Origin of the sequence: Agrobacterium sp. DE0009, assembly GCF_007680755.1 — a bacterium.
Classification (GTDB): Bacteria; Pseudomonadota; Alphaproteobacteria; order Rhizobiales; family Rhizobiaceae; genus Agrobacterium; species Agrobacterium tumefaciens_B.
This window is the reverse complement of sequence record NZ_VEIU01000007.1, coordinates 201,234-222,524: the sequence shown is the minus strand read 5'-3', so window position 1 is coordinate 222,524 and position 21,291 is coordinate 201,234. Positions and strand designations below refer to the sequence as shown.

General features: G+C 56.4%; 25 protein-coding genes. 10 read left to right on the top strand and 15 right to left on the bottom strand.

Annotated features, from left to right (window positions below):
- Positions 1-6 precede the first annotated feature (6 nt).
- Positions 7-504, top strand: coding sequence for an RES family NAD+ phosphorylase (locus tag FS804_RS20965; protein ID WP_035210585.1), 498 nt, complete (start codon positions 7-9; stop codon positions 502-504).
- A 229-nt stretch (positions 505-733) separates the two neighbouring features.
- Here FS804_RS20965 and FS804_RS20960 read toward each other — a convergent pair whose 3' ends face one another.
- From FS804_RS20960 to FS804_RS20945, 3 genes are all read right to left on the bottom strand, one after another.
- Positions 734-1,111, bottom strand: coding sequence for a hypothetical protein (locus FS804_RS20960; protein WP_081093215.1), 378 nt, complete (start codon positions 1,109-1,111; stop codon positions 734-736).
- Positions 1,112-1,935: 824 nt separating this feature from the next.
- The gene (locus FS804_RS20950) at positions 1,936-2,385 is read right to left on the bottom strand and encodes a hypothetical protein (protein ID WP_063951793.1); all 450 of its coding nucleotides are present in this window, start codon (positions 2,383-2,385) and stop codon (positions 1,936-1,938) included.
- A gap of 50 nt (positions 2,386-2,435) precedes the next feature.
- Positions 2,436-3,074, bottom strand: a complete 639-nt coding sequence (locus FS804_RS20945) for a hypothetical protein (RefSeq protein ID WP_144578780.1) — start codon at positions 3,072-3,074, stop codon at positions 2,436-2,438.
- Between the two features lie 356 nt (positions 3,075-3,430).
- On the opposite strand from FS804_RS20945, the gene FS804_RS20940 reads away from it, so the two are divergent.
- Positions 3,431-3,709: a hypothetical protein gene (locus FS804_RS20940; protein WP_144578779.1), complete on the top strand. Its 279-nt coding sequence runs from the start codon at positions 3,431-3,433 to the stop codon at positions 3,707-3,709.
- Positions 3,710-3,955: 246 nt separating this feature from the next.
- Here FS804_RS20940 and FS804_RS20935 read toward each other — a convergent pair whose 3' ends face one another.
- The 5 genes from FS804_RS20935 to FS804_RS20920 form a co-directional block, all read right to left on the bottom strand.
- A complete protein-coding gene (locus FS804_RS20935) occupies positions 3,956-4,411 on the bottom strand; it encodes a hypothetical protein (RefSeq protein ID WP_246665916.1) in 456 nt (151 codons plus the stop codon).
- A 94-nt stretch (positions 4,412-4,505) separates the two neighbouring features.
- Positions 4,506-5,108: a hypothetical protein gene (locus FS804_RS20930; RefSeq protein ID WP_246665918.1), complete on the bottom strand. Its 603-nt coding sequence runs from the start codon at positions 5,106-5,108 to the stop codon at positions 4,506-4,508.
- Between the two features lie 67 nt (positions 5,109-5,175).
- Entirely contained in the window at positions 5,176-5,433 is a 258-nt protein-coding gene (locus FS804_RS25235) for a hypothetical protein (protein ID WP_246665917.1), read from the bottom strand.
- 59 nt (positions 5,434-5,492) lie between these two features.
- Positions 5,493-5,636 (bottom strand): hypothetical protein, encoded by a 144-nt coding sequence (locus FS804_RS25230; protein WP_246665915.1) that lies wholly within the window; start codon positions 5,634-5,636, stop codon positions 5,493-5,495.
- A complete protein-coding gene (locus FS804_RS20920; RefSeq protein ID WP_144578777.1) occupies positions 5,633-5,905 on the bottom strand; it encodes a helix-turn-helix domain-containing protein in 273 nt (90 codons plus the stop codon). Before FS804_RS20920 ends, FS804_RS25230 begins: the two co-directional genes overlap by 4 nt.
- A gap of 417 nt (positions 5,906-6,322) precedes the next feature.
- Between FS804_RS20920 and FS804_RS20915 the strand changes: the two genes are divergently transcribed.
- Both FS804_RS20915 and FS804_RS25405 read left to right on the top strand, forming a co-directional pair.
- Positions 6,323-6,643: a hypothetical protein gene (locus tag FS804_RS20915; protein ID WP_144578776.1), complete on the top strand. Its 321-nt coding sequence runs from the start codon at positions 6,323-6,325 to the stop codon at positions 6,641-6,643.
- 124 nt (positions 6,644-6,767) lie between these two features.
- Positions 6,768-6,896, top strand: a complete 129-nt coding sequence (locus tag FS804_RS25405; protein ID WP_022562570.1) for a hypothetical protein — start codon at positions 6,768-6,770, stop codon at positions 6,894-6,896.
- Positions 6,897-6,998: 102 nt separating this feature from the next.
- Here FS804_RS25405 and FS804_RS20910 read toward each other — a convergent pair whose 3' ends face one another.
- Entirely contained in the window at positions 6,999-7,463 is a 465-nt protein-coding gene (locus FS804_RS20910; RefSeq protein ID WP_144578775.1) for a hypothetical protein, read from the bottom strand.
- Complete coding sequence (locus tag FS804_RS20905) at positions 7,460-7,765, bottom strand: hypothetical protein (RefSeq protein ID WP_144578774.1); 306 nt, start codon at positions 7,763-7,765, stop codon at positions 7,460-7,462. Before FS804_RS20905 ends, FS804_RS20910 begins: the two co-directional genes overlap by 4 nt.
- Before the next feature lie 144 nt (positions 7,766-7,909).
- On the opposite strand from FS804_RS20905, the gene FS804_RS20900 reads away from it, so the two are divergent.
- The 6 genes from FS804_RS20900 to traA all read left to right on the top strand — a co-directional run bounded on the left by FS804_RS20900 (position 7,910) and on the right by traA (position 15,262).
- Complete coding sequence (locus tag FS804_RS20900; RefSeq protein ID WP_186376940.1) at positions 7,910-8,149, top strand: helix-turn-helix domain-containing protein; 240 nt, start codon at positions 7,910-7,912, stop codon at positions 8,147-8,149.
- Positions 8,150-8,335: 186 nt separating this feature from the next.
- Positions 8,336-8,902 carry an AAA family ATPase gene (locus FS804_RS20895; protein WP_144578773.1) on the top strand — a complete coding sequence of 189 codons (567 nt, stop codon included), beginning with the start codon at positions 8,336-8,338 and terminating at the stop codon, positions 8,900-8,902.
- Between the two features lie 23 nt (positions 8,903-8,925).
- On the top strand, positions 8,926-9,537 hold the full coding sequence (locus FS804_RS20890) for a histidine phosphatase family protein (protein WP_144578772.1): 612 nt from the start codon (positions 8,926-8,928) through the stop codon (positions 9,535-9,537).
- Positions 9,538-9,642: 105 nt separating this feature from the next.
- Positions 9,643-10,026, top strand: coding sequence for an ester cyclase (locus tag FS804_RS20885; RefSeq protein ID WP_144578771.1), 384 nt, complete (start codon positions 9,643-9,645; stop codon positions 10,024-10,026).
- A 208-nt stretch (positions 10,027-10,234) separates the two neighbouring features.
- Positions 10,235-10,894, top strand: a complete 660-nt coding sequence (locus FS804_RS20880; RefSeq protein ID WP_144578770.1) for an outer membrane protein — start codon at positions 10,235-10,237, stop codon at positions 10,892-10,894.
- 1,119 nt (positions 10,895-12,013) lie between these two features.
- Positions 12,014-15,262: a Ti-type conjugative transfer relaxase TraA gene (gene traA / locus FS804_RS20875; RefSeq protein WP_144578769.1), complete on the top strand. Its 3,249-nt coding sequence runs from the start codon at positions 12,014-12,016 to the stop codon at positions 15,260-15,262.
- A gap of 468 nt (positions 15,263-15,730) precedes the next feature.
- Here the strand turns inward: traA and FS804_RS20870 are convergent, their stop codons facing one another.
- From FS804_RS20870 to arcD, 5 genes are all read right to left on the bottom strand, one after another.
- Complete coding sequence (locus tag FS804_RS20870; RefSeq protein ID WP_144578768.1) at positions 15,731-16,234, bottom strand: Hsp20/alpha crystallin family protein; 504 nt, start codon at positions 16,232-16,234, stop codon at positions 15,731-15,733.
- 120 nt (positions 16,235-16,354) lie between these two features.
- A complete protein-coding gene (locus FS804_RS20865; RefSeq protein ID WP_144578767.1) occupies positions 16,355-17,593 on the bottom strand; it encodes an arginine deiminase in 1,239 nt (412 codons plus the stop codon).
- Positions 17,590-18,549 (bottom strand): carbamate kinase, encoded by a 960-nt coding sequence (arcC, locus tag FS804_RS20860; RefSeq protein ID WP_144578766.1) that lies wholly within the window; start codon positions 18,547-18,549, stop codon positions 17,590-17,592. The genes FS804_RS20865 and arcC overlap by 4 nt, the downstream gene beginning before the upstream one ends.
- Positions 18,550-18,554: 5 nt before the next feature.
- Complete coding sequence (locus FS804_RS20855; RefSeq protein ID WP_144578765.1) at positions 18,555-19,559, bottom strand: ornithine carbamoyltransferase; 1,005 nt, start codon at positions 19,557-19,559, stop codon at positions 18,555-18,557.
- An 82-nt stretch (positions 19,560-19,641) separates the two neighbouring features.
- Positions 19,642-21,135 (bottom strand): arginine-ornithine antiporter, encoded by a 1,494-nt coding sequence (arcD, locus tag FS804_RS20850; RefSeq protein WP_144578764.1) that lies wholly within the window; start codon positions 21,133-21,135, stop codon positions 19,642-19,644.
- Between the last annotated feature and the right edge of the window lie 156 nt (positions 21,136-21,291).

Sequence of the window (21,291 nt, the reverse complement as noted above, 5' to 3'; positions counted from 1 at the left end):
CCCTTGATGAAGTACCAGGGCAAGCTCTACCGAGCCCTTAATCCGGTTTACGCTCGTGAGCCGCTCTCCGGGCGAGGTGCCGAGCTTTATGGCGGCAGATTCAATCCAAAAGGCATGCCTGCACTCTACACGTCAGTGACAGTCATCACGGCATTGAAGGAAGCAAATCAGGCAGGCAGCTTACAGCCCACAACTCTCGTCTCCTACGATGCGGACATCACACCGCTGTTTGATACTCGCGATGGCGCCCTGCTTCATGATCATGGTATTGACGCTCAAACTCTCAGCACCCCGACTTGGCGAGACGACATGAATGTGTTCGGTGAAGCCCCCACACAACGTCTTGCCCGGTCTCTGAAAAACGAGGGCTTTTGCGGTTTGATCGTCAGGAGCTTTGCTCCGGGGGCGACTGATATCGACCTCAACGTCGTCCTTTGGACATGGGGAGACACCGTCCCACATCAGTTGATCCTGATTGATGATGAGCAGCGCTTGTCACGCTGAAACCGCTGTGAAATCTCCGCGGGCGGCAAGAATGCGTCTAAAACACCCATTATAATGGGTCAATTAATTGAAAATCCGCCGTAAATGACCCACTGAAATGGGCCAATATAGGCAGGCTGACGCTCATGCTGCGCGACGGCGGACATCTAGTCCGGCTCGCCACTGCATCCAATGACAGGAGCGAAGATGACGGCGCGGAAACGAGTCTGGCGCCGCCTTGCCCGTTCTATCAAGACTTCATATTCAATAATTCAGGAAACTCGTAATACCTCAGCCGCTTGTCACGGCAGCGGTAATCGTTCTTTGAGGAGTCCACGCTCACGTTGTGTTTTAAGGCTACGCCGATATAGGACCAATCCGGGTTGGAACGTTCTGCCGTCCGAGTACAAAAAGCATAAATCCGCCTCTCAGGATCGAGTAGCACCACACTTGAAATCTGGGCTTTCGTGAAATCTCCAGGTTTGATGGTTCCGCGCAGCGCGTCCACATAGTCGCGTTTAATCGATCTGGACGGAGGACGCTGCGTGTCCAAAACCGATTGGGGCGCCGAAGTCTGGCAGCCAGCCAACGCCATCGCGGCGGCACAAAGAAGCAAAGCCGTCTTCATTCAATTCAATCCCCAAAATCAAAGCACAACACGAACAATGTATCTTGCAACCATTGAGATAAATACGCGTAAAGCAAATGTATCCACAGCCCAAAATCGCACGGTCACCTTTCGATAAACCGTGCAAACGGGTTGGGGCACATTTTTCGGCAGATGCCGGATCAAACCTACTCCAGTTCACTGGCATCAATGATGGTCATTGCATACCTCCGTGGGTGGGCAGCCGAGCCGAAAGAAATCAAACTAGTCGGCCAGACCGTCAAGCGTCGATCCGCGTCGCTCGTTGCGCACCAGTCGCGATTTCAAGGCAAAGCCAAAGGAGATCGAAACCCTTCGCAATTTCGAGGCAAACCCATTCTCGTATATGATAGAAGGCACGGCGGCTCGCCGGGTAATCGGTGACAAACGAGAACTCATGGCCCGAATGCGGAGCACTACGTTCGCAGTATCCGCTCACCTTCGGCATCGAGCTCATCATGCCGCGCCGGTAAGTGAGCGAGTTGGGCGAGAATTTCGCGGTCTTCAACGTTCAGTTCTCGCTATCATTTCCCCACCGGCCCGCCGTCGTCGCACTTCAATCGTCCAAGGCACGCAGGTCAGAACCTCGTTGGATTGGGTCTCCCGTGTGCCGCCAATGACTCTTTCACACGGAGCATGCGGGTATTCCCGTCACCGACCACGATGTGTCCCGAACATCTTTGCGAAAAGAGAATGCCGCGGCGCGCAGCGTATGCGTTGAGACCGCGAACCGCGTCAACCATTGAACCGAGCGCACATGCCAGGGATTACCGGGGTCTTAACCTCGAACTTGCGCAGCCAGCTGTTCAGGCGAACTCGAAATTCAGATCTGCCCAATAGTCGAATAAAGCCCTGACCTGCCTCTTAGGTTCGACTGTGCCGCTGCGCACGAGGGAAGAATATGTCTTCCCGCCGGGGGCCGATTTTTCAGTGATCAACGTTGCAAGACGCTCGCTCGATGCGGCAACGAGGTAAACATCGCGATCATCGCTTACATAAACAAACGCGTCATTAGGTGAGAGAATATACTTGTCGCCATCGACAAATTCACTCTCCAGTTTCACAGCCTCGGAAAACGAGGAGGCGGGTGATTGCTCAAGTGGTTTATCCCCGCTTGAGACGAACAATTGACGCGAGCCGAAAAATGCCTTGAAGGCTTCAAATTCGGCGTCATCCAGCCAATCCACCCCAAAGAAGATCCTAAAACCGTTCCTGCGGCAGAATTCTTTGTCTATTCCATATCGATCGGATTTCATCGTTGCCTCATGTCGACGGCCTGCCGGGATATGGGAAGACATATTCGTTTTTATTTCGGCTCTTTGATCACCGCACGGTCTATTTGACTATCACTGAGCCGATGTACGACAAATCCCTCACCCACGATTCTGTCGGCGCCAATATTCATTATTTCGTTGGATGACATTCTGACCGATCGGCTAAAACTCTCATCAACGTCCGACCCATAGATGTGGATCGTTGAAACTTCGCCCCAGTCCCCCCGCGTTCCTGTCTTTTGATCGGTATAATATCCGCTGCCCACCAAAATGCGCTTCGTGCGCAGGGCAGACGGCCTAGTGTTATCGCCGGGAACCAGATTAAACCCGTAAGTCCCATCGGCTGGATAATCGAACTCAACAACGGAAACCTTACTGGAGACCCTCACCTCCAGCAATCTATCCTCGTCCCCGATCACCCGAGATTTCGGATTATTCCGAAGCAGAGAATTTTCCGGTCGCTTGGGCAGTCTATCCCAAGCGTCCCGGGAGACTTTTTGGGGCACCACGAGAACCGTTCCGCCGGTTTGAAGCACAGCATTATCGACGATTATCGTGACATGAGTTTTTACTAGCTTTATTACCTCAACATTCGCCGCTGCCCCGGACGTCTCCAAAAAAGCAGACAATGCAGCCGCAAGTATTACTACTCTAACAAACACGCCAATCATATTAAATTCATTTCTATTTTTGCTGATAAAATCCCGATTTTCTCGTCTTCCTCGACGAAAATTTTCTGATCTTTGCTTTTACAGTTCCGTCTACCTCCTTCAGGCGCAATCCGATGCTCTCATATACAACGTCACATGACAGTTTATTCCTGTGTCCGCAGCGAGCTCGTGGAAGCCCATCTTCCGCCTGTCCGAAATACAACGCCACATCATTGTCAGATACTGGACGAAAAAATCGACATTGCTTAGTTTTTAAAGACAACTGCATCCATTGAAGCGGTTTGGCACTTCGTCTCCCACGTTTAGATTCAAACCCGGATAGGTCGCCGTTTCAACAGATCGCACAGGAGAAACGCTTGCTGATACTCAAGATAGTCATTTTTTCTGCGGCTCTTATCGCGGTTGGCCTTCTGGCTGTGCAACAGATTATCGCGCAGGTTCGGGAGTATAATTTCTACAAGAAGAATGGTGGTGATTTTTCTGTCGATAGCGAAATGGATCACGTCAAACTTGACAGGTCAATACACTACAACGACCTCCGCCTCACGAACTGGCAGCGATTTTATCTCTTCCGCCCGGCCTGCATCGCCATGCTCGTCTTTTTTTGGGCCATGATGATTGTCTCTCTGCTTTAACTGAAGCGCCGAGCTTCTATGTCAGCGGAATGGCGAACAAGCCTTCTTCTGCGGAGGTGTCGCTTGATGCAGACCAGCTCACGCTGGTCGAACATCTCAAAATATGCATTCAGGCACAACACGATTGGATAGTTAGGCGTCGCCTTCAAAAATGTTGTGCTTTGGTTACCCTTGTGCCGGCCAGCGAACATATTCCCGGACCCTTCCAGCGCATCCATGAGCCGCCCTCAGCGGGCTCGCCCGCAATTACCCGATCGTATAGTTCGATGCTACGCCGCGAAGATGTGTGACTGTCGCTTGCGACAACAATCCACTGCCCAGATATTCAGCAAAGCTGTATGAGAATATGTCACTTCGTTCTATCGCCTGGACCGAATTGCTATCACCAAAGACAACGAGGTATTCGTGATCCTCCGGCGCCCAGATCCAGAGATCATGACCTGAAAAATGGATCAGAAGGTTATAGGGCGAATTTTCAAATAGCGCATCAAGCACCGACCCGACCGGTTGCGGTGAAAATTGGCACGCAGGCTGACCGAACTCGTAAGCAGCGAAATCAATTTCGTCACTACCGATACGCGCGGCGACAAGGGCGACTTCCTCCCCACTTGGAAATTCGGGATAAATCCTCGCCGCAAAATTCCTGTTTCGGATGGCCAGATGGTCGAGCGTGCAATCTTTCCCAATGAACTCTGAAATCACGAGAATCCTCTTCAATCGCCCTGGAGGCCAGTACCACCCAGACCAATATCTCTCCTATTGAGACGAAATGACAGCGTCACCGGGAGCAACTGGCTCATTTGGAATCCCTCACAAAGGTTTCGATCGCGCTCCGGGATAACGATGAAACACGGCCCGCAGGGAAACGCTCGATGGAAACGGCAGCTTTATCCTCGCTATTGAAAGCCAGATCGAAAGTGGAAGCGAATATCCGCGCCCATCCCTCATTATAGGTGGCACCTTCAACATAAATGACGCTCATCGAGGGCCAACTCACCCGCTCTTTGGTTTCCGGATCGGCTACCTCAGCGCTGCCAGTTAAAACCTCCCGAGTTTTAAGGGGCGGTGCGTTGCTGCCAGGAGGAGATTGAAACTTAAAACTGTAGGTTCCGCTCTCAGGGTAAACAAAATCCACGATAGAGGCAGGCGACGACACGCTTATATGGAACGCCTTTTCGCTTGCCTCCCCAGGTGCCGAATCCGCAGCTAGGGCGCGCCATTCATCATCAGGCACCTGACGACCAGATATGATTACCGCCCCACCTTCTTTATTCAGCGGCTCATCAACGGATATAATCAAACGAGTCGAGAATTTCGGCGCCTTCGCCTGGCTTGAAGGCGATGATACAGCCAAAGCAAAAAAGACGGCTAACCTGATAGCATTCTTCACGATTCTCATCCCTTTTTGCGCAGCAGTGGGGAACACGAAATACCACCTGCCTTCATGGGGAAAGAGACTACATCTCTCAAGCCCTCAATAAAAAGCAGTCTCTGTGGCCATTCCCTTTCTGTTGCACAAGCATCGACACCGCGCTCTCCGACCAGAAAAGGTTTGGCAGGAAGTTCATCGAGAATACGCTCCAGCGCCTGCTCATCCGGCACGGGCTGGAGGTTGACACCCGCTTTCCGCGGTTCGCCGATAAACAGCGCCCCGCCGTGTCACGTCCGATATGACCAAGCAGACCGACAATGTCCTGCGGAGAAACCTTGAGGCGCTGTCCGATCTCGGCAAAATGTGTTTCCGGAAGCAGATTGGCAAGCCAGGGTAGCAGCTTGGCAGCACCTACGGCCCCAGCGCAGCGGCATGGTGAGCGACACCGGAAAAGGGCGTGCGGCGTGCTTCCCAGCCCGGATCATAGTCCAACGTCCATTCGCCATCAAAAGTCAGATGGGCGACAGGCACGGTCTCGTAGTAGATCGTTGTCATCGATCAGCACCAAACATCGGCAAAAAGCCAAGGTCATCGTCCGGCGCGGCTGGCACAGCCTGGACCGTATTGAGATCGCCGATCTCAATGCCGACGGTGCGCGCGACGATCAGGGCTTTTTCGAGCTGGCAACTCGGCTTGCCCGATTCAAGCTCGACGATGAAGCGTTCACCCGTTCCGGAACGGGCAGCAAGCCCGGTTTGCGTCCAGCCAAGAGATTTGCGTTTCTCCCTGATAGCGGCGCCGAAATCGCGTGCGGACCTGAACATCGTCAACCTCCATCTCTTGACTAACCGTATCGGAAGTTTTCAAAAAAACCAGGCATCACTTCCCGATCGGTAAGTCCTCACTCGATCGCACCAAATCATCCCGATCGGGAATTTATCTAGGATCTCACCAGCAGGAGCAAATGTCTTTTCCTCGTACAAGGAGGCTATTGTTTCATCAACATTGCCAGATAAATTACTACACCGGCACCCACAATAGGATTAATTTTATACATTAGAAATATAACATAAACCTATGATATTTATAAATATTGTATCACAATGTCGCGGAATAATATTGTTCACCGCGCGTACCGCCCTGATGCACCGGCATCACAGTAACGCCCCAAAACCGCAGTCCAAAGGCCGCGCTGCCGGGCTTCCATTGACGCCCGTTAGCCGATCCGGCAACCTCATACAATGACCGTGACCAACAGTTTCATTGCCGAACTCGTCCGCGACGCCAACAAGCTCGACCATCTCGATGACTATCAGAAGCGGCGAATGCTCGAACGGGCCGTCACAACAATCCGCAACATGCGCGAAACAATCGGAATTCCACCCGGCCCCGGTCGTGACAGTCTCCTCGACATCCACACCGTTGCCCTTTCTATCGAACGGGGATGGCATAGCGATGGAGAGATCCGAAACGCTCTGCTGCTCGCGGCCGGCATGATCCGCGACCTGCATATCGTCCTCGACAGCAAAACCGACATCAGCATCGTCAGACCTGCCGGTTGACGGTCGACGCCTTCTTCGGAAGGCCAAATGCCAAATCATACCGACAACTTTCCCACTGCGCAGATTAGTACTTCATTAACCATACGGGACCACCCTTCTCTCACAGCAACGATGGAGGTTGGCTTTGGCTTACGACTGGGACCGCAATGAACGCGACGGCCGGTTCGATGAACTGGCGGCAGGACTGATATTCTTCACAATAATCACCCTGCTTCTGCTGTCGGCTTATCTGGTAACGGGCCTTGCCGCATAGGCAGGGCGTGCTTCTGTCTCGCCGTCACAGGGCGGCGAAGACCTGGCGACGAACCTGTTCACCAAAGACCGTTGCCGCGCCCTACCGAGCCCTTCACGCCGCTTACACGGCGATCCTGCCCCTTTCCTCCTGAAACGGTGTTTCGCGCGTCTTCGGCCGCAGCAGGCGGATACGCGACTGCGGCTCAATCACAGACCAGTAAGGCTGGATCAGTTCACGCAGCATGCGTCGCAGTTCCGGCCAGGGGGTCTCTTCCTTGCGAAGCTTCGGATCGTACATCACCAGCATGCAATGAAGCTTGGCGGCGATATCGTGGATGTAATAGGGCTGCAGCGAAATCAGGACGCGCCCGGCAATGCCCTCGAACCGGGCAAGATCCTGCGCCTTCGCAAGGCTTGCGCTGGAGCCGATACGACGGTCGGCCGCATTCCATCTCCGTCTCAGCCTCAGCAACTCCAGACGTGCGCTCTCTGCCGCATCGGCGCCAATCCGCGGCGCCAGTTCCCTGATCTCCTCGAAAGAGGATACGGTACCGACCGACGTCCCGCCATCGTCGACGGTTATCACGACGGAAGGACGACCACCGGTTTCTTCCAGCAGTCGCGCCTCGAGTTCCTGGCATTCGCGTTAGGCGGCAAGGCGCTGCCGATACATGTGTACCAGTCCGGCCACAGCTCCTTGGCATGCACCGGTGCGGCAATGGTGCGCGAGGGAAGATCGTTAAGCAGCATCGGCAGGATCCGTGCCGCCAGCGGCAAAAGATTGCGCCGGTTGATCACGCTTGGCAGGTTGTCGACAAACGTCTCATTGGGGAATGCATTTGCGCACGAAATTTTAGGTAAAGTTCTGCTATTCTCAGAATCAGCCATGATCCAAGCTCCAGCTAGCTAGATTGTGGTCAGGTCGAGTGAGGCGGTAGGACGCCTGACTCCGCCGCCCGCATAACGCAGACATCTGATAGTAACTGGAATTGATAGCGAAGCAATATTTTTCGCTAAATTATGGCGATTTTCATGTTTTCTGTTCAAGTGAGGATGGCGCGTGCCGCTTTAGGATGGGGAATTGTCGAACTTGCGGAACATGCCGGAATATCGACAAACACCCTAGTCCGCCTAGAAAAAGGTGAGGACCTCAAGCAATCAACGATCGAGAATATACGCTTTGTTTTAGAGCAAGCCGGCGTGAAGTTCGTCGACAACGACGCCACGTTTGGTGTTCTCGTCAACAAAGACGATTACATTCCGTTGTCGTAAATCGCCTACACCTATAACAGCGAGTTACGGTACCCAGCGAGCATCGTCGCTAAAGATCGAAATCGCACCTGATCCTTTCCCAAAATTGCGCAATATCAGACTTTCGAGCGCAGCTCTTTATCACGCGAACAGCGAGATCGGCAGCAGGCGGTTGACGATCGATCCGGCAGCATGAACGATTGTGCCATGACCATTCATGACAACCATTCCGGCCACATACTCCTTCTCTCCGGCCATCCCGGCTCCGGCAAATCGACCGTCGCCGAAGCGCTCGCGCATTTGCCTGGTGTGCCAAAAGTGCATTTCCACAGCGATGACCTATGGGGATATATCAAGCATGTCCGCATCGATCCATGGCTACCGCAATCCCATCAGCAGAACCGCATGATCATGCAAATTGCCGCCGACGTTGCCGGTCGTTACGCCAAAGAAGGCTACTTCGTCATCCTTGACGGCGTCGTGCGACCAGACTGGCTTCCGGCCTTCACGGCACTTGCCCGGCCACTACATTACATCGTTCTGCGCACAACACCGGCAGAGGCAATCGAACGCTGTGTGGCCCGGGGTGGCGACAGCCTGAGCGACCCCAATGTCGTGGCCGATCTCCACTCGCAGTTTGCCGATCTCGGCGCCTTTGAGCACCACGTCCTACAAGTATCAGGCATGGACAAGGATCAGACTTTGCAGTCGGTCATCAATGCGCTGCAATCGGGACGTTTCCGTATCGATGCTTTGAATGAAAGCAATCGATAACGAACGTGCAGGATGAAACAAGCGTGGCTCTACCGACCATCTACCTCCTTCGTCACGGCGAAACCGTCTGGAACTCTCTTGGCCGGTTTCAAGGGCAACTGGATTCACCGCTCACGCAGCGTGGCATCGAGCAGGCGGATCATGTAGCTCACCTGCTCCGCGACACGCTCTGCAACGATGACCAGTTGTTCCAGATGCAGATCAGTCCGCTTGGGCGCGTGCGCCAGACCGCGGACCGCGTACAGGCCAAGGTGCCGCTCCCGTATATAGAAGATGACCGACTGGTTGAGGTTACGACCGGCTCCTGGGACGGGATGACGCGATTTGAGATCGACAACGAATTTCCCGGCCATCTTAACGGGTCAAACGCGTTCGACTGGTATTTCAGGGCGCCAGACGGCGAAAGTTTCGATGACGCCTGCAAGCGCGCGACATCATGGATCTCGGATATCCGGCATCCGACAATTGTCATTTCCCATGGTCTGTTCGGGCGGATCCTTCGCGGCGTGTTTCTCGGACTTTCAAAGCGGGAGATGCTCGCACTTCCCGTTCCCCAGGACGGCTTCTGGCGACTGCATGACAGCAGTTGCGAACTCGTTACCGTTTCCCCGTCCATAGCTGCGCCTGATCAGTGACGAGGCACAGTTCGCTGTCGTAACGGACCGCGAGCTTCGCGCAAACTGCTGACTTCGACCCCGGCGCCGAAACACGCTTAACCCTCGATCGATACGGAGAAACACATGCCGACACTTCAGGACATCTATCTGGCTTACCTCGACTGCCTCAACCGACAGGCTTTCGATGAACTCGGCACCTTCGTCGCCGACAATGTCGAACACAATGGCCGGCCCTTCGGGCTGTCGGGCTATCGCGACATGCTGGTGAACGACTTTACCGACATTCCCGACCTGCGGTTCGAGGCAGAGATCCTTGTCAGCGACGCGACACGGGTTGCCGCCCGGCTTTCGTTCGATTGCACGCCCAAATCCACCTTCATGAGCCTTGCGGTCAATGGCAGGAGGCTTCAGTTCTGCGAGCATGTGTTCTACGAATTTGAGCACATGAAAATCCGCAGGGTCTGGTCGGTCATCGACAAGCCCGCAATCGAACGTCAGCTTGGCTGAGAGCCCTCGCTTTGCAAAGACATCGGCGGCCGGGAAAGGTCCGTAAAATTACCCTGACGCGCGCGAGCGCAAGCGACTTCCCACCGCGCCCGGGCAGCCTCGAATTTATGCAGACCGCTGCACGGATCGCAGCCGTTGCACAAAGGTTACATCATTTTTGAGGCAAAAGGCATATGAATGATCTCTCATGTAAGGGAGTTCAGAGACTATGAAGAAAATCGTATCGACTATCGCATTCGTGCTCGCGGCATCGACTGCAATGGCGGCCGATGCCGTATCAGAAGTTCCTGCAGCCCCGGCAGCAGAGGTTGCGCCGCTGTTCAGCTGGACTGGATTTACCGCCGGTGTGCAGGCTGGTTACGGTTGGAACAACAATGACGCTTCGATCGTCGGCTTTCCCGGCGAAACGTCCGCAGACTTCGACGGCGCTCTCGCCGGCGGTTTCGTCGGCTTCAACTATGACCTTGGCAACAGCTGGGTCGTTGGCCTTGAGGCTGACTTCGAAAAGAACTGGGGCGATGATTCCGCCACCATTCTCGGCACGGGCTTTGACTACGGGTTTGACTGGCAGGGTTCGGTTCGTGGCCGCGTCGGCTACGCATTTGACCGTGCCCTGGTATACGGTACCGCAGGCTGGGCCTATGCTCGCGGCTACGCGGAAGTTCCGGGCATTGCCGACGTGAAGGAAACCTTCAACGGCTACACCGTCGGCGTTGGTCTCGACTATGCATTTACCGACATGGTATTCGGACGCGTCGAGTACCGTTACACCGACTTCGGCGACAAGGATTTCAGCTTCGGTGGCTCTGCTATCAATGCGGATGTCGACCAGCATGCAATCCGCGTCGGCCTCGGCGTGAAGTTCTGATCCAACGGACAGCAACAGCAAAAGCCCGGCCATCGTGCCGGGCTTTTTCGTCATGGACGATGACTTATCATGCAGGTCAGGTCAGGTCAGGTCTGGTCTGGTCTGGTCAGCTCAGGACCGGACCCGGCCTGACACGTTCCTTCTGCCGCTTGCAACGCTCAACCAGTCTCATCCGTGGTTCTCCCGTTGAGCAACTCCTCAAGCAGTATTCGATCGTCACGTAGCGCCATCTCTGACAGGTGACGCCCCAAGAGATCCCGCAGAACCTGCGCGTCCGGTTCCGCGATTGCTTTCCGAAGTTCGCTGATCACCCACGTGCCCGGCAGCATCTTGCGTCGCACATTAAGCCGTTGTTCCTGAGCCCCAGGCCTTGCAGCGAACGCTTGCATGCCTCCAGTGCCTCGATCCGAAGGGCAACCGGTTTACGCGCCATCACGGGTTTCTTCGTACGCGGCGCTGCCATTCTTCTTCGCCTGCCTCACGCTCACCAGATGACCGCCCCCGCCACAGCGCCTGAGGTTGACGACCGGGCAAGCCTCAACGAAACCGCCTGGTCGTGCAAAACCGAAGTGGCGCGGATCAAGGCCCGGCTCATGAGGCACGCCAGAGACCGACCTTTGCCCAAGGCGACCAGCCATCCTCTTCATTGCCGGCAGCCATAGCCTCTTCCATCGTCACCTGCATTGCCTTGAGGCATCGTCGGAGACATCTGTTTCCCTGCCGGCGGTTTGCTCTGCCTGTACTATTGTGGCGACGATCGGCATTGCTAGCCTTGGGCTTTCACAGCCCCTGATACTGACGGAGTTTGTGTGCCCCGGCCTGGCTCCCGCTCTTGCCTTCACCCTTCCAAACCTGCCCGCATGCATCACGCTGTCCAACGCTCTCTTGCCTTCGAGACAGGGTAGCGAAGATCAATTCGCGGCACGTCCCGGTGCAGATCTGCAGATAGCCAGCCGTCACCGTCCCGCTAGACTGAATTCGATAAGGGCGCACTTACGAGTTGCACCCTCGTTGCAAGCAAAACCGCCTCCTTGCGGGAGGGATCTGCGCCGAAGTTGGCGACCGAGCCCCGGCTCCAGCGCAGGGTTCTTTTGCCGGCGCATTTTATCTGGAGACGGCATGGCGATCTATCACTTCAGTGTAAAACCGATTGGCCGCAATGCCGGCAAAAGTGCGGTCGCCGCCATCGCCTATCGCACCGCCAGCAGGATCCTCAATGAACGTGAATGCATTACGCACGACTTCACCGCAAAGAAGGGCGTCGTTCATGCGGAAATCGTCCTGCCCGATGGTCTCGATGCCCCCTGGGCGCGGGATCGTGCCCTGCTCTGGAACGCGGCAGAATTTGCCGAACGCCGCTGCGATGCCCGTGTCGCCCGCGAGTTCGAGATCGCCCTTCCATATGAACTGTCCGATGCCGGACGGCTGGCGCTGACACGGGCCTTTGCCACCGATCTTTCCAATCGTTTCGGCGCTGCCGTCGACTTCGCCATTCACGTGCCGCAGGGCAAGAGCGACGAGCGCAACATCCACGCCCATGTCGTCATGACCACCCGGGCGATCGCGGCTGACGGCCTTGGAGAAAAGACCTTGATCGAGCGCGAGAACAGATGGCTGCTCGACCGGAGCCTGCCGACCACACAGATGCAGGTCAAACAGATCCGCGAGGCCTTTGCCCGTCTCGTCAACCGTCATCTCCTGCATGCCGGTCTCGACCGCCGTGTCGATCACCGTTCGCATCTGTCGCGCGGTCTTGCCATAGAGCCGACTGGCCATATGGGCGTGCATGCCGCGCAGATGAAGCAGCGTGGTGTCGATGTCTCCCGCAGCCGCATCGACGACGACGCGGCACGGCGGAACGCCGAACTCATCCGCCGTCGTCCCGAACAGGTGCTTGCCCTCATCACATCGGGACAGAGCGTCTTTACCCGTCACGATATCGCCAGAACGATCGGCCGCTACATCACCGATACGGCTGCCTTCCACAATGCCCTTGCAGCCGTCATGGCATCACCGCAACTCGTCCTTTTGCAGCAGGAACAGAAACACCGGCCGGCCCGCTATTCCACACGGGAAACGATCGAACTCGAACAGCTGATGGCACAGAGCGCGATCAGGATGGCGGAGCGATCGGCTCATGCTGTGAGAGCGGCGACGGTCACAGACGCCATGGCAAGGCAGGACAGGGAATTGTCCGGACAAGGCCTCAGTGACGAGCAGATACGCGCCGTCCTGCATGTCACCGGACCCGAACAGATTGCAGCCGTGACCGGCTTTGCCGGTGCCGGCAAGTCGACCATGCTGACGGCCGCACGGCGGGCATGGGAAGCCGACGGTTATCGTGTCCACGGTGCTGCCCTTGCCGGCAAGGCGGCGGAGGGATTATCCGCGTCCTCGGGCATTGCCTCGCGCACGCTGGCGTCGTGGGAGCTTGGCTGGGAGAATGGCAGATCGATGCTCGGCCGGAAGGACATTCTCGTCATCGACGAGGCCGGCATGATCGGCAGCCGGCAGCTTTGCCGTTTCGTGAAAGAGGTCGAGGCACGCGGCGCCAAGCTGGTGCTGGTCGGCGATCACGAGCAGCTGCAGGCGATCGGTGCGGGCTCGCCCTTTCGTGCCATTGCCGAGCGGACCGGCGCCATCGAACTGACCGAAATCCGTCGCCAGCAACACGACTGGCAACGACAGGCCTCGATCGCCCTTGCCACCCGCCGCACCTCTGAAGCACTGGCACGATATCATGAACAGAGCGCCATCCGCTTTGCCGACGATCGACAACAGGCATTTGCCGATCTCGTGCGCGATTATCTCGCTGACCGGCGCGACAATCCGCACCGGTCCCGCATCGCCCTGGCCCATCGCCGTGTCGATGTCCGCGCCATCAACGACGCCATCCGCGAAGGCCTTCAGGCCGAGGGTATTCTTGCAAAAGGCAGCAGCCAGTCCGTCACACGGGACGCGACATCTGTCCCCGAGGACGAGGTGGGGCGGACGGGTGGAGAGATCGTCTATCGGACCGTCAACGGCGCCCGTGCCTTTGCCGCCGGTGACCGTATCGTCCTGCTGCAGAACGACCGCGACCTCGGGGTAAAGAACGGCATGCTGGGGACGGTGGAGGCCGTCGAACCGGACGCAATACATTTGCGGCTCGACGGCAGTTCAGGCGGACAGGAAACCGGCCGCAGGCTCACTATCCCCCCGAAACATTACCATTCCCTCGATCACGGTTACGCCACCACCATTCACAAGGCGCAAGGCGCCACCGTCGACCGGTCCTTCGTCATGGCGTCCGCCACCATGGACCGGCATCTCACCTATGTCGCCATGACCCGTCATCGTCATCAGGCAATGCTTTATGCCGCTCGTGACGAGTTCAGGGATATCAGCGCCCTCACCGCCAGCCTCGGCCGCTCCGGGCTCAAGGAAACCACGCTCGACTATACCGATACCTTTGCCGAACGGCGCGGGCTGAACGAACCCCGGGACGAAGATATCCGCCAGCAGCGGGCGATGAGACAATCTGCTCCGCGACAGACGATGGAGGGACAGCGACAACGCATGGAGGCTGGCGGGATGGTATCGGGCAAACTGCACCATCAACAGGAGGCGCCCGTCGTCCCTCCACCGCTTATCCCCGCCGTCGTCAGCTACGACAGGACGATCGAGGAGATCGCCCGCAAGAATGCCCGGCCGGAACTGGAGCGCGGCATGGAGGAACTACGAGGCGTTGCAAACCTTGTCTATCACGATGCCCGCGCAGCCTGTGACGCGATAAAGCAGCATGTTGTCGATCCCGGTACGGATCCCGCCATTCTGGCAAGGGCGATCCGCGAGCGTCCCGACCAGTTCGGAGCGTTACGCGGCAAGTCCGGCATCCTCGGTGACAACAGGGAGAGGAAAGAGGCGCTGCACTACGCCCGGTCGGTCGCATCGCTGGCCCAGACGGCCGCCAGAACATGGGAACGGCAGTTGGAGCGCGAACGCAACTCCGAAACATGGAAGCGTGAGAGATGCGATGTCGTCGAGGTCCCCGCCCTCACAGTGCGCAGCCAGGAAATCCTCGCGCACCTCGACGCCCTGCCATATAGCGAAAAGCCAGGTTACGTGAAGCAGATGATGAACTCTGCAGAAGGCCGCAAGGCGCTGGAGGAAGCGCAAGATATCGACAACGCCCTGCAAACACGGTTCGGAACGGCAAACCTGCGCAACGAGCATCTGGACAGGCTCCGAATTACGGCAGACGCGCATGTCTCCGTCGAACGGATCAAACAGGTGGCCGGACTGGTGGAGCGGGCGCATCGCGCTGCACTGGTCGAAAGGCAGACCCTCATCCTTGGCCAGACGCAAAGGCTCGGCCTGCGGATGTGAAAAACGTCACTCGCAAGCGAAAAAACAGGGACCATGGAGGATGGCGCAGCCTGTCCTCACGATCTGCTGACAGGGGATCAAAAACAGCGTGAGAATGCAGATCCCTGCGAATATTCCGGACCGTCGTGGAACCGTTCCCCCCTGCTGGCATTGAATGAGCGGACGGACCTTTCCCCTCCGCCCATCCCTCCTCGCAGCCCTGTGAGGTCGGCACCACTCGAACCCTCTCCGCCTGAGGGTTTCTTTTTGCCGGAACATCGTGGTCGCCGAATTCGCTGAGATGTACATAGACCCTGTCCAAGGTGATGAGAGATCCCGCCTAATCCAAGCTCGCCGTCGTTACGTGTGGCTGGATAAGCGATTGCGATCTCAGTGATGATGATTGCGAACGCGAAGCCACCGACCCCTGCACCCGATGCCACGCCCTCAAAGTATTGCGAGCAGCAGGGCGGTAGTCTTTCTACGCCGTCAAGTCCGTATGCTGATCCGCTTTGTCTGTGTCACGGCGTTCTCCATCTTCGGCAAGACGATTTTAAGCACGCCGTTGTCAAAATGAGCATCGATTGCGTCCTCTTTCAATTCGTAGCCAATCGGGATCTGCCGTTCGAACCGACCAAAAAAGCGCTCGGAAACGCCGGCGTCCTTGTCTTCGACTTCGGACCGCTTTTCCCCTTTTATCGTGAGGATGCCATTATCGATGGAAAGATCAATGTCGCCCTGATCCATGCCGGGCAGGTCTGCAACGACGCGCACTTCTTTCTCATCATCCGCAACGTCAATCCTTGGCCAGATTTCCGGGCTGCCTTCAAGCCATCGCGATCCAGGACCGTTCCAGTGGAAGACTTCGTCGAACATCCGATCAACTTCGTTATGGAGCGCCTGAAGCGTATCCCGCGGGCTTTCTAACGACGACGCAACAGGGACGTAAGTCCGGTTCGGGCGATGCCAGGGGATCAGATTGCGAATACTCATTGTCTTTTCCTTTCCAAGGGCGATTGCTGTTGTACTGTTATAGCCTCCGCCTGCCGCGATCGCGCGCGACTGGCCTTCGGGATGTTAACCCACGGAGCGATTGCGAAATTGCTCGCAGCTTCAGAGTGGGTCGCGCAAGATCGGGCAGGTCATGCAATGTCCGCCACCCCGTCCTCGACCGAGTTCATCACCCTCAACGGTAATCACCTCGACACCCGCCTTGCGCAGCTTCGTATTCGTGAAAGAATTCCGCTCATAGCCAATAACGACACCGGGCGAGAGGGCGACAACATTGTTGCCGTCATCCCATTGCTCGCGCTCCTGCTCGTAATAATCGCCACCGGTGGTAATCACGTTGAGGCGCTGGAAACCCATGGCTTCGGCGGCGACACCGGTTCCGTCTTCAGTCAGGAACGGCTGGTTTTCGACGGTGTAATCAATCCCGCCTTTCCTGTCTCCCGGCCTCAGGCTGTAGCATCTTATCTGGCTGCAGACTTCGAGGAAGATATTGGCGATCTCTCGGTCACAAAGGGTAAAGACAGTATCGAGATGCATCGTTGCCCGGGCGCGAGGCATCTGACATGCGACGACGCGCGTTGCCACCTCTTCCTTGAACAGGGCAGCGGCAAGCTGGCCGACCGCCTGCGGCGTGCTTCGCTCCCCCATACCAACAAAAACAGTCCCGTTGCCGACCGGCATGACGTCACCGCCCTCCAGTGTGGAGGGACCGAAGTCCTGGTCCGGATCACCCCACCAGATCTTGAAATCGCCGTCGGCGAATTCCGGATGGAAGCGGTAGACTGCGGCTGTCAGCAGCGTTTCGGGACGTCGCGCCTGGAAATACATGGGATTGAGGCTCACGCCACCGTAAATCCAGCAGGAATTGTCCCGGGTGAAAATCGTATTGGGCAAAGGCGGTATGATGAAACCCTGAGCCTCGACATAATGGCCGAACATGGCGTGGGTATCGAAGGGTAGCTCGAAGCGGGCGATGCCGCCGATCAGATGCTCGGCAAGCTTTTGCGCCGGCATCTCGTCAAGCCATTGCCGCACCTCGGCCAACATTCCCGGACCGACGTGGTTGACCGTAACCCTCCTGTCCAGAACCCAATCTCGCGCCTGTTTATCCTGGAGCGTCGTTGCAAGCAGATCATGCAATTCAAGCACCTCCACCCCGACATCCCGCATCTTGTTGCAGAAATTGAAATGTTCCTTCTGCGCCTCCTGCACCCAGAGCACATCATCGAACAGCAACTCGCGGCAATTGCCGGGGGTTAGGCGCTTATGGGCCAGGCCCGGTCGACACACCATTACTGTCCGCAAGATACCGGCTTCCGAACTGACGCCAAACTTTCTCATGATTTTTCTCCCTGCCGCGCCGGCGCATACGTTATGCCAGCGACCTCCTCGGTAACCGTCGTGCCCGCCGTGCCTTCGATCATGGCTGCAAGATCTTTGAGCGATCCGATACAGGCGCGATTTCCGGTCGCGCGAACGAAACGGCACGCCGCCTCAACTTTCGGGCCCATGGACCCGGCCGGAAATTGAATCTCCTCGAGCGCATCAGGAGAGGCCGTTCTGATGGCGCGTTGATGCGGCGTTCCCCAACCCACATAAACGGAATCCACATCGGTAAGAATTGCGAGGAAGTCTGCTTCGAGTTCCCGGGCCATCAGCTCCGCAGCCAGATCCTTGTCGATCACACATTCAACGCCGACAAGCATTTTCTTATCCTCGCCCGTGTACATGGTCGGTATGCCGCCACCGCCTGCGGCAATCACAACGGTGTTCTGATCGAGCAGCCACCGGATGGGCCTGAGTTCGAAAATCCGCCTTGGCTTTGGGGAGGCAACGACGCGGCGATAGGACTGGCCATCCATCTTGAAGGTCCAACCCTTCTCAGCTCTGATAAGGTCGGCCTCGGCTTTGGTCAGGACCGGCCCTATGAATTTGGTTGGATTGGCAAAAGCAGGGTCAGCACCGTCAACCTCGACCATGGTGAGCAGGGTCGCGATCGGTCGATGAAACGGCAGAAGATTGCCGAGCTCCTGCTCGATCATGTACCCGATCATGCCTTCAGTCTGCGCGCCAAGCACGTCAAATGGGTAAGGTTCAACCTCACCGTAAGCGGCGCTCTGAAGCGCAAGCAGACCAACCTGCGGTCCGTTTCCGTGACCGATCACGAGTTTATGCGCCATCGCGACGGGTGCGAGCGAGCGCGCGGCGATGGCAACATTCTCACGTTGGTTTTTTGCCGAAAGCGGTTGCCCGCGTCGCAAGAGGGCGTTTCCGCCCAAGGCCGTGACGATCAGCATCGCCGTCACTCTCCTATTGTCGCGACGAGCAGCGCCTTGATCGTATGGAGACGGTTTTCCGCCTGTTCGAAAGCCACATTTATCTCACTCTCGAAAACCTCATCCGTCACCTCAAGACCATCATGAATGTCGAAGCGTTCCGCGATTTCCCTGCCAACCGTCGTTTCTGCGTCATGAAACGCGGGCAGGCAGTGCATGAATTTCACGCGCGGGTTTCCCGTTGCCTGCATGAGGTCGCGATTCACCTGGTAGGGCTTGAGAAGCTTGATCCTCTGCGCCCAGACATCTTTCGGTTCACCCATGGAGACCCAGACATCGGTGTGGACAAAATCGACGTTATTGACCGCAGCCTCGACATCATCGGTAATCATCAGCTTGGCGCCATATCCGCTCTGGAGCTCGCGTGCGATCGAGGTGAACTCATCGGATGGCCACAGTTCTTTTGGCCCGGCAATTCGCACATCCATGCCCATAAGACAGCCCGCTATCATGAGGGAGTGCCCCATGTTGGAGCGTGTGTCCCCGACATAGGCGTATTTTATATCGTGAACGGGCCGGTCCGAGTGCTCACGCATGGTCATCAAATCCGCAAGCATCTGCGTCGGATGATAGTCATCGGTCAGCCCATTATAGACGGGGACGCCGGCATATTTTGCAAGCTGCTCAACACCGAATTGCGAGGCGCCACGATATTCAATCGCGTCGAACATCCTGCCAAGAACACGCGCCGTATCCTTGAAAGATTCCTTGTGACCGATCTGCGAACCCGCCGGATCCAGATAGGTCACGTGGGCTCCCTGGTCATGGCAGGCAACCTCGAAGGCGCACCGTGTGCGGGTGCTTGTCTTTTCAAAGATCAGCACCACTTCGCGACCCTTCAGATGTTCCTGTTCTGTGCCCGCATATTTTGCGCGTTTCAGGTCTCTCGCAAGATCAAGCAGATACTGGAACTCCCGCTGAGTGTAATCCTGAGCCGTAAGCAGCGAGCGGTTTCTGAGATTGAATGACATTTCATGCTCTCCCTTGAGGGTTTGGGGCAATGCGAGTGCTTGAGCGTGTTTTGAGACCACGGTCGACCGGCCTCCCAATCAATCAAAACGGGCTGATTGCTCCGGTCAAAATCAGGTAAAGCGCCAAAATCGCGAGGATCACGATCGCCAGCGCCAGGACAAGGTCAACGCCTGTAAAGGGTCTTTTCCCCTGCTGACGGCAGGCGACGGCGTAAACGAAAAGGCCTGGGGCAAATAGCAACATCGCCATTAACAGGAACTCGAGGCCGGCTGCATAGACAAGCCAGAGCCCGTAGAGCGTCGCCAACGCACCAACGACGATGTCGCGGCGGCGTTGTTTTGCCTGTCCCACATAACTTTCACCGCTGAGGGCCAGTTTCAATGCATATGCGCCAGAAAAAACATAGGGCGGGAGGATCGCGACGGAAGCGATGAAATAGAAGAAATTATATGCGTCCTGCGCCAGATAGGTCATCAGCAGGAACAGTTGTATCGCGATGTTCGTGACCCACAGCGAGTGAGCAGGTGCCCCCTTGCTGTTCTCGGTGGCGAACCATTTTGGAAAGGTGCCGTCCTTGCCGCAGGTGTACGGAATTTCCGCGCAAAGAAGCGTCCAGCTCAAAAAGGCGCCGCCAACGGAGATGACCAGGCCAAGGTTGATCAACCCTGCGCCCCAAGGCCCGACGACGTGCGCGAGCACACCTGCCATCGAAGGAACTTTCTGCGCGGCAAGATCAGCTTGGTTCATGATGCCTATGGAAAGCAGCGAGACCAGAATATAGATGACCAGTGCGCCCATGAAACCGATAACCGTCGCCCGGCCGACGTCTTCGCGATTGGCGGCTCGACCTGAATAAACGCTCGCGCCCTCGATGCCGATGAACACCCACAGCGTCACCAGCATGGTGCTTTTCACCTGCTCGATAAGGTTTCCACGACCGACGCTCTCACCCGTCTGCCAACCAATATTGTCAAAGGCGGCAAGAAACACATCGAAGTTGAAAGCAACAAGAACCACTAGAATGAAAACAGTGAGAGGAATCAGTTTCGCAATAGTGGTGATGAGATTGAAGAATGCGGCCTGTTTGACACCTCTCAAAACAAGAAAGTGCACGGCCCATAGCGCTATCGATGCACCGACTATCGAGACGATGTTGTTGCCGTCGCCAAAGACGGGCGCGAAGTACGATAGCGCGGAAAAAATGGCCACGGCATAGGCAACATTTCCCAGAAACGCGCTGACCCAATACCCCCAGGCGCTATTGAATCCTATAAAATCGCCGAAGCCGGCTTTGGCATAAGCATAGGGCCCGGCATCTAGACCCGGTTTTCGAACGGATAGGCCTTGATAGACGAAAGCAAGCATTAACATGCCAATGCCCGTGATTAGCCACCCCAAGATGATCGCAACCGGTGAGGCACCCCGAGACATATCGCTGGGAAGGTTGAACACGCCCCCGCCGATCATCGAGCCTAAAACAAGCCCAATCAGCGGAATGAGCGTGAGATTTCCGGCACGAGCCGTTATCGTAGCGCTTGCGGTTTTTGACGTAATATCGGCAGGCACGTCGGACATAACTGGCTCCGATTGCTGGATGTATTCTCGCGATATCCAGGTAATCGTGCCCTAATATTCCCCCCCTGTAATTGATTCTCCTCAATACGCCGAACATTGATCAGTGTTAGCAGTAATACAGTGCTTGTTATTTGATTAGAGCTCCCGATAAACGGT

Bases quoted from the DNA above. Each gene is read 5' to 3' on its own strand.
- FS804_RS20965 (WP_035210585.1), top strand. From the start codon at position 7: ATGAAGTACCAGGGCAAGCTCTACCGAGCCCTTAATCCGGTTTACGCT.
- FS804_RS20855 (WP_144578765.1), bottom strand. From the start codon at position 19,559: ATGTCATTCAATCTCAGAAACCGCTCGCTGCTTACGGCTCAGGATTAC.
- FS804_RS20950 (WP_063951793.1), bottom strand. From the start codon at position 2,385: ATGAAATCCGATCGATATGGAATAGACAAAGAATTCTGCCGCAGGAAC.
- FS804_RS20865 (WP_144578767.1), bottom strand. From the start codon at position 17,593: ATGAGAAAGTTTGGCGTCAGTTCGGAAGCCGGTATCTTGCGGACAGTA.
- FS804_RS20920 (WP_144578777.1), bottom strand. From the start codon at position 5,905: ATGTTCAGGTCCGCACGCGATTTCGGCGCCGCTATCAGGGAGAAACGC.
- FS804_RS20915 (WP_144578776.1), top strand. From the start codon at position 6,323: ATGACCGTGACCAACAGTTTCATTGCCGAACTCGTCCGCGACGCCAAC.
- FS804_RS20905 (WP_144578774.1), bottom strand. From the start codon at position 7,765: ATGGCTGATTCTGAGAATAGCAGAACTTTACCTAAAATTTCGTGCGCA.
- arcC (WP_144578766.1), bottom strand. From the start codon at position 18,549: ATGCTGATCGTCACGGCCTTGGGCGGAAACGCCCTCTTGCGACGCGGG.
- FS804_RS25230 (WP_246665915.1), bottom strand. From the start codon at position 5,636: ATGACAACGATCTACTACGAGACCGTGCCTGTCGCCCATCTGACTTTT.
- arcD (WP_144578764.1), bottom strand. From the start codon at position 21,135: ATGTCCGACGTGCCTGCCGATATTACGTCAAAAACCGCAAGCGCTACG.
- FS804_RS20885 (WP_144578771.1), top strand. From the start codon at position 9,643: ATGCCGACACTTCAGGACATCTATCTGGCTTACCTCGACTGCCTCAAC.
- FS804_RS20895 (WP_144578773.1), top strand. From the start codon at position 8,336: ATGACCATTCATGACAACCATTCCGGCCACATACTCCTTCTCTCCGGC.
- FS804_RS20945 (WP_144578780.1), bottom strand. From the start codon at position 3,074: ATGATTGGCGTGTTTGTTAGAGTAGTAATACTTGCGGCTGCATTGTCT.
- FS804_RS20870 (WP_144578768.1), bottom strand. From the start codon at position 16,234: ATGAGTATTCGCAATCTGATCCCCTGGCATCGCCCGAACCGGACTTAC.
- FS804_RS20900 (WP_186376940.1), top strand. From the start codon at position 7,910: ATGTTTTCTGTTCAAGTGAGGATGGCGCGTGCCGCTTTAGGATGGGGA.
- FS804_RS20880 (WP_144578770.1), top strand. From the start codon at position 10,235: ATGAAGAAAATCGTATCGACTATCGCATTCGTGCTCGCGGCATCGACT.
- FS804_RS20960 (WP_081093215.1), bottom strand. From the start codon at position 1,111: ATGAAGACGGCTTTGCTTCTTTGTGCCGCCGCGATGGCGTTGGCTGGC.
- FS804_RS20930 (WP_246665918.1), bottom strand. From the start codon at position 5,108: ATGAGAATCGTGAAGAATGCTATCAGGTTAGCCGTCTTTTTTGCTTTG.
- traA (WP_144578769.1), top strand. From the start codon at position 12,014: ATGGCGATCTATCACTTCAGTGTAAAACCGATTGGCCGCAATGCCGGC.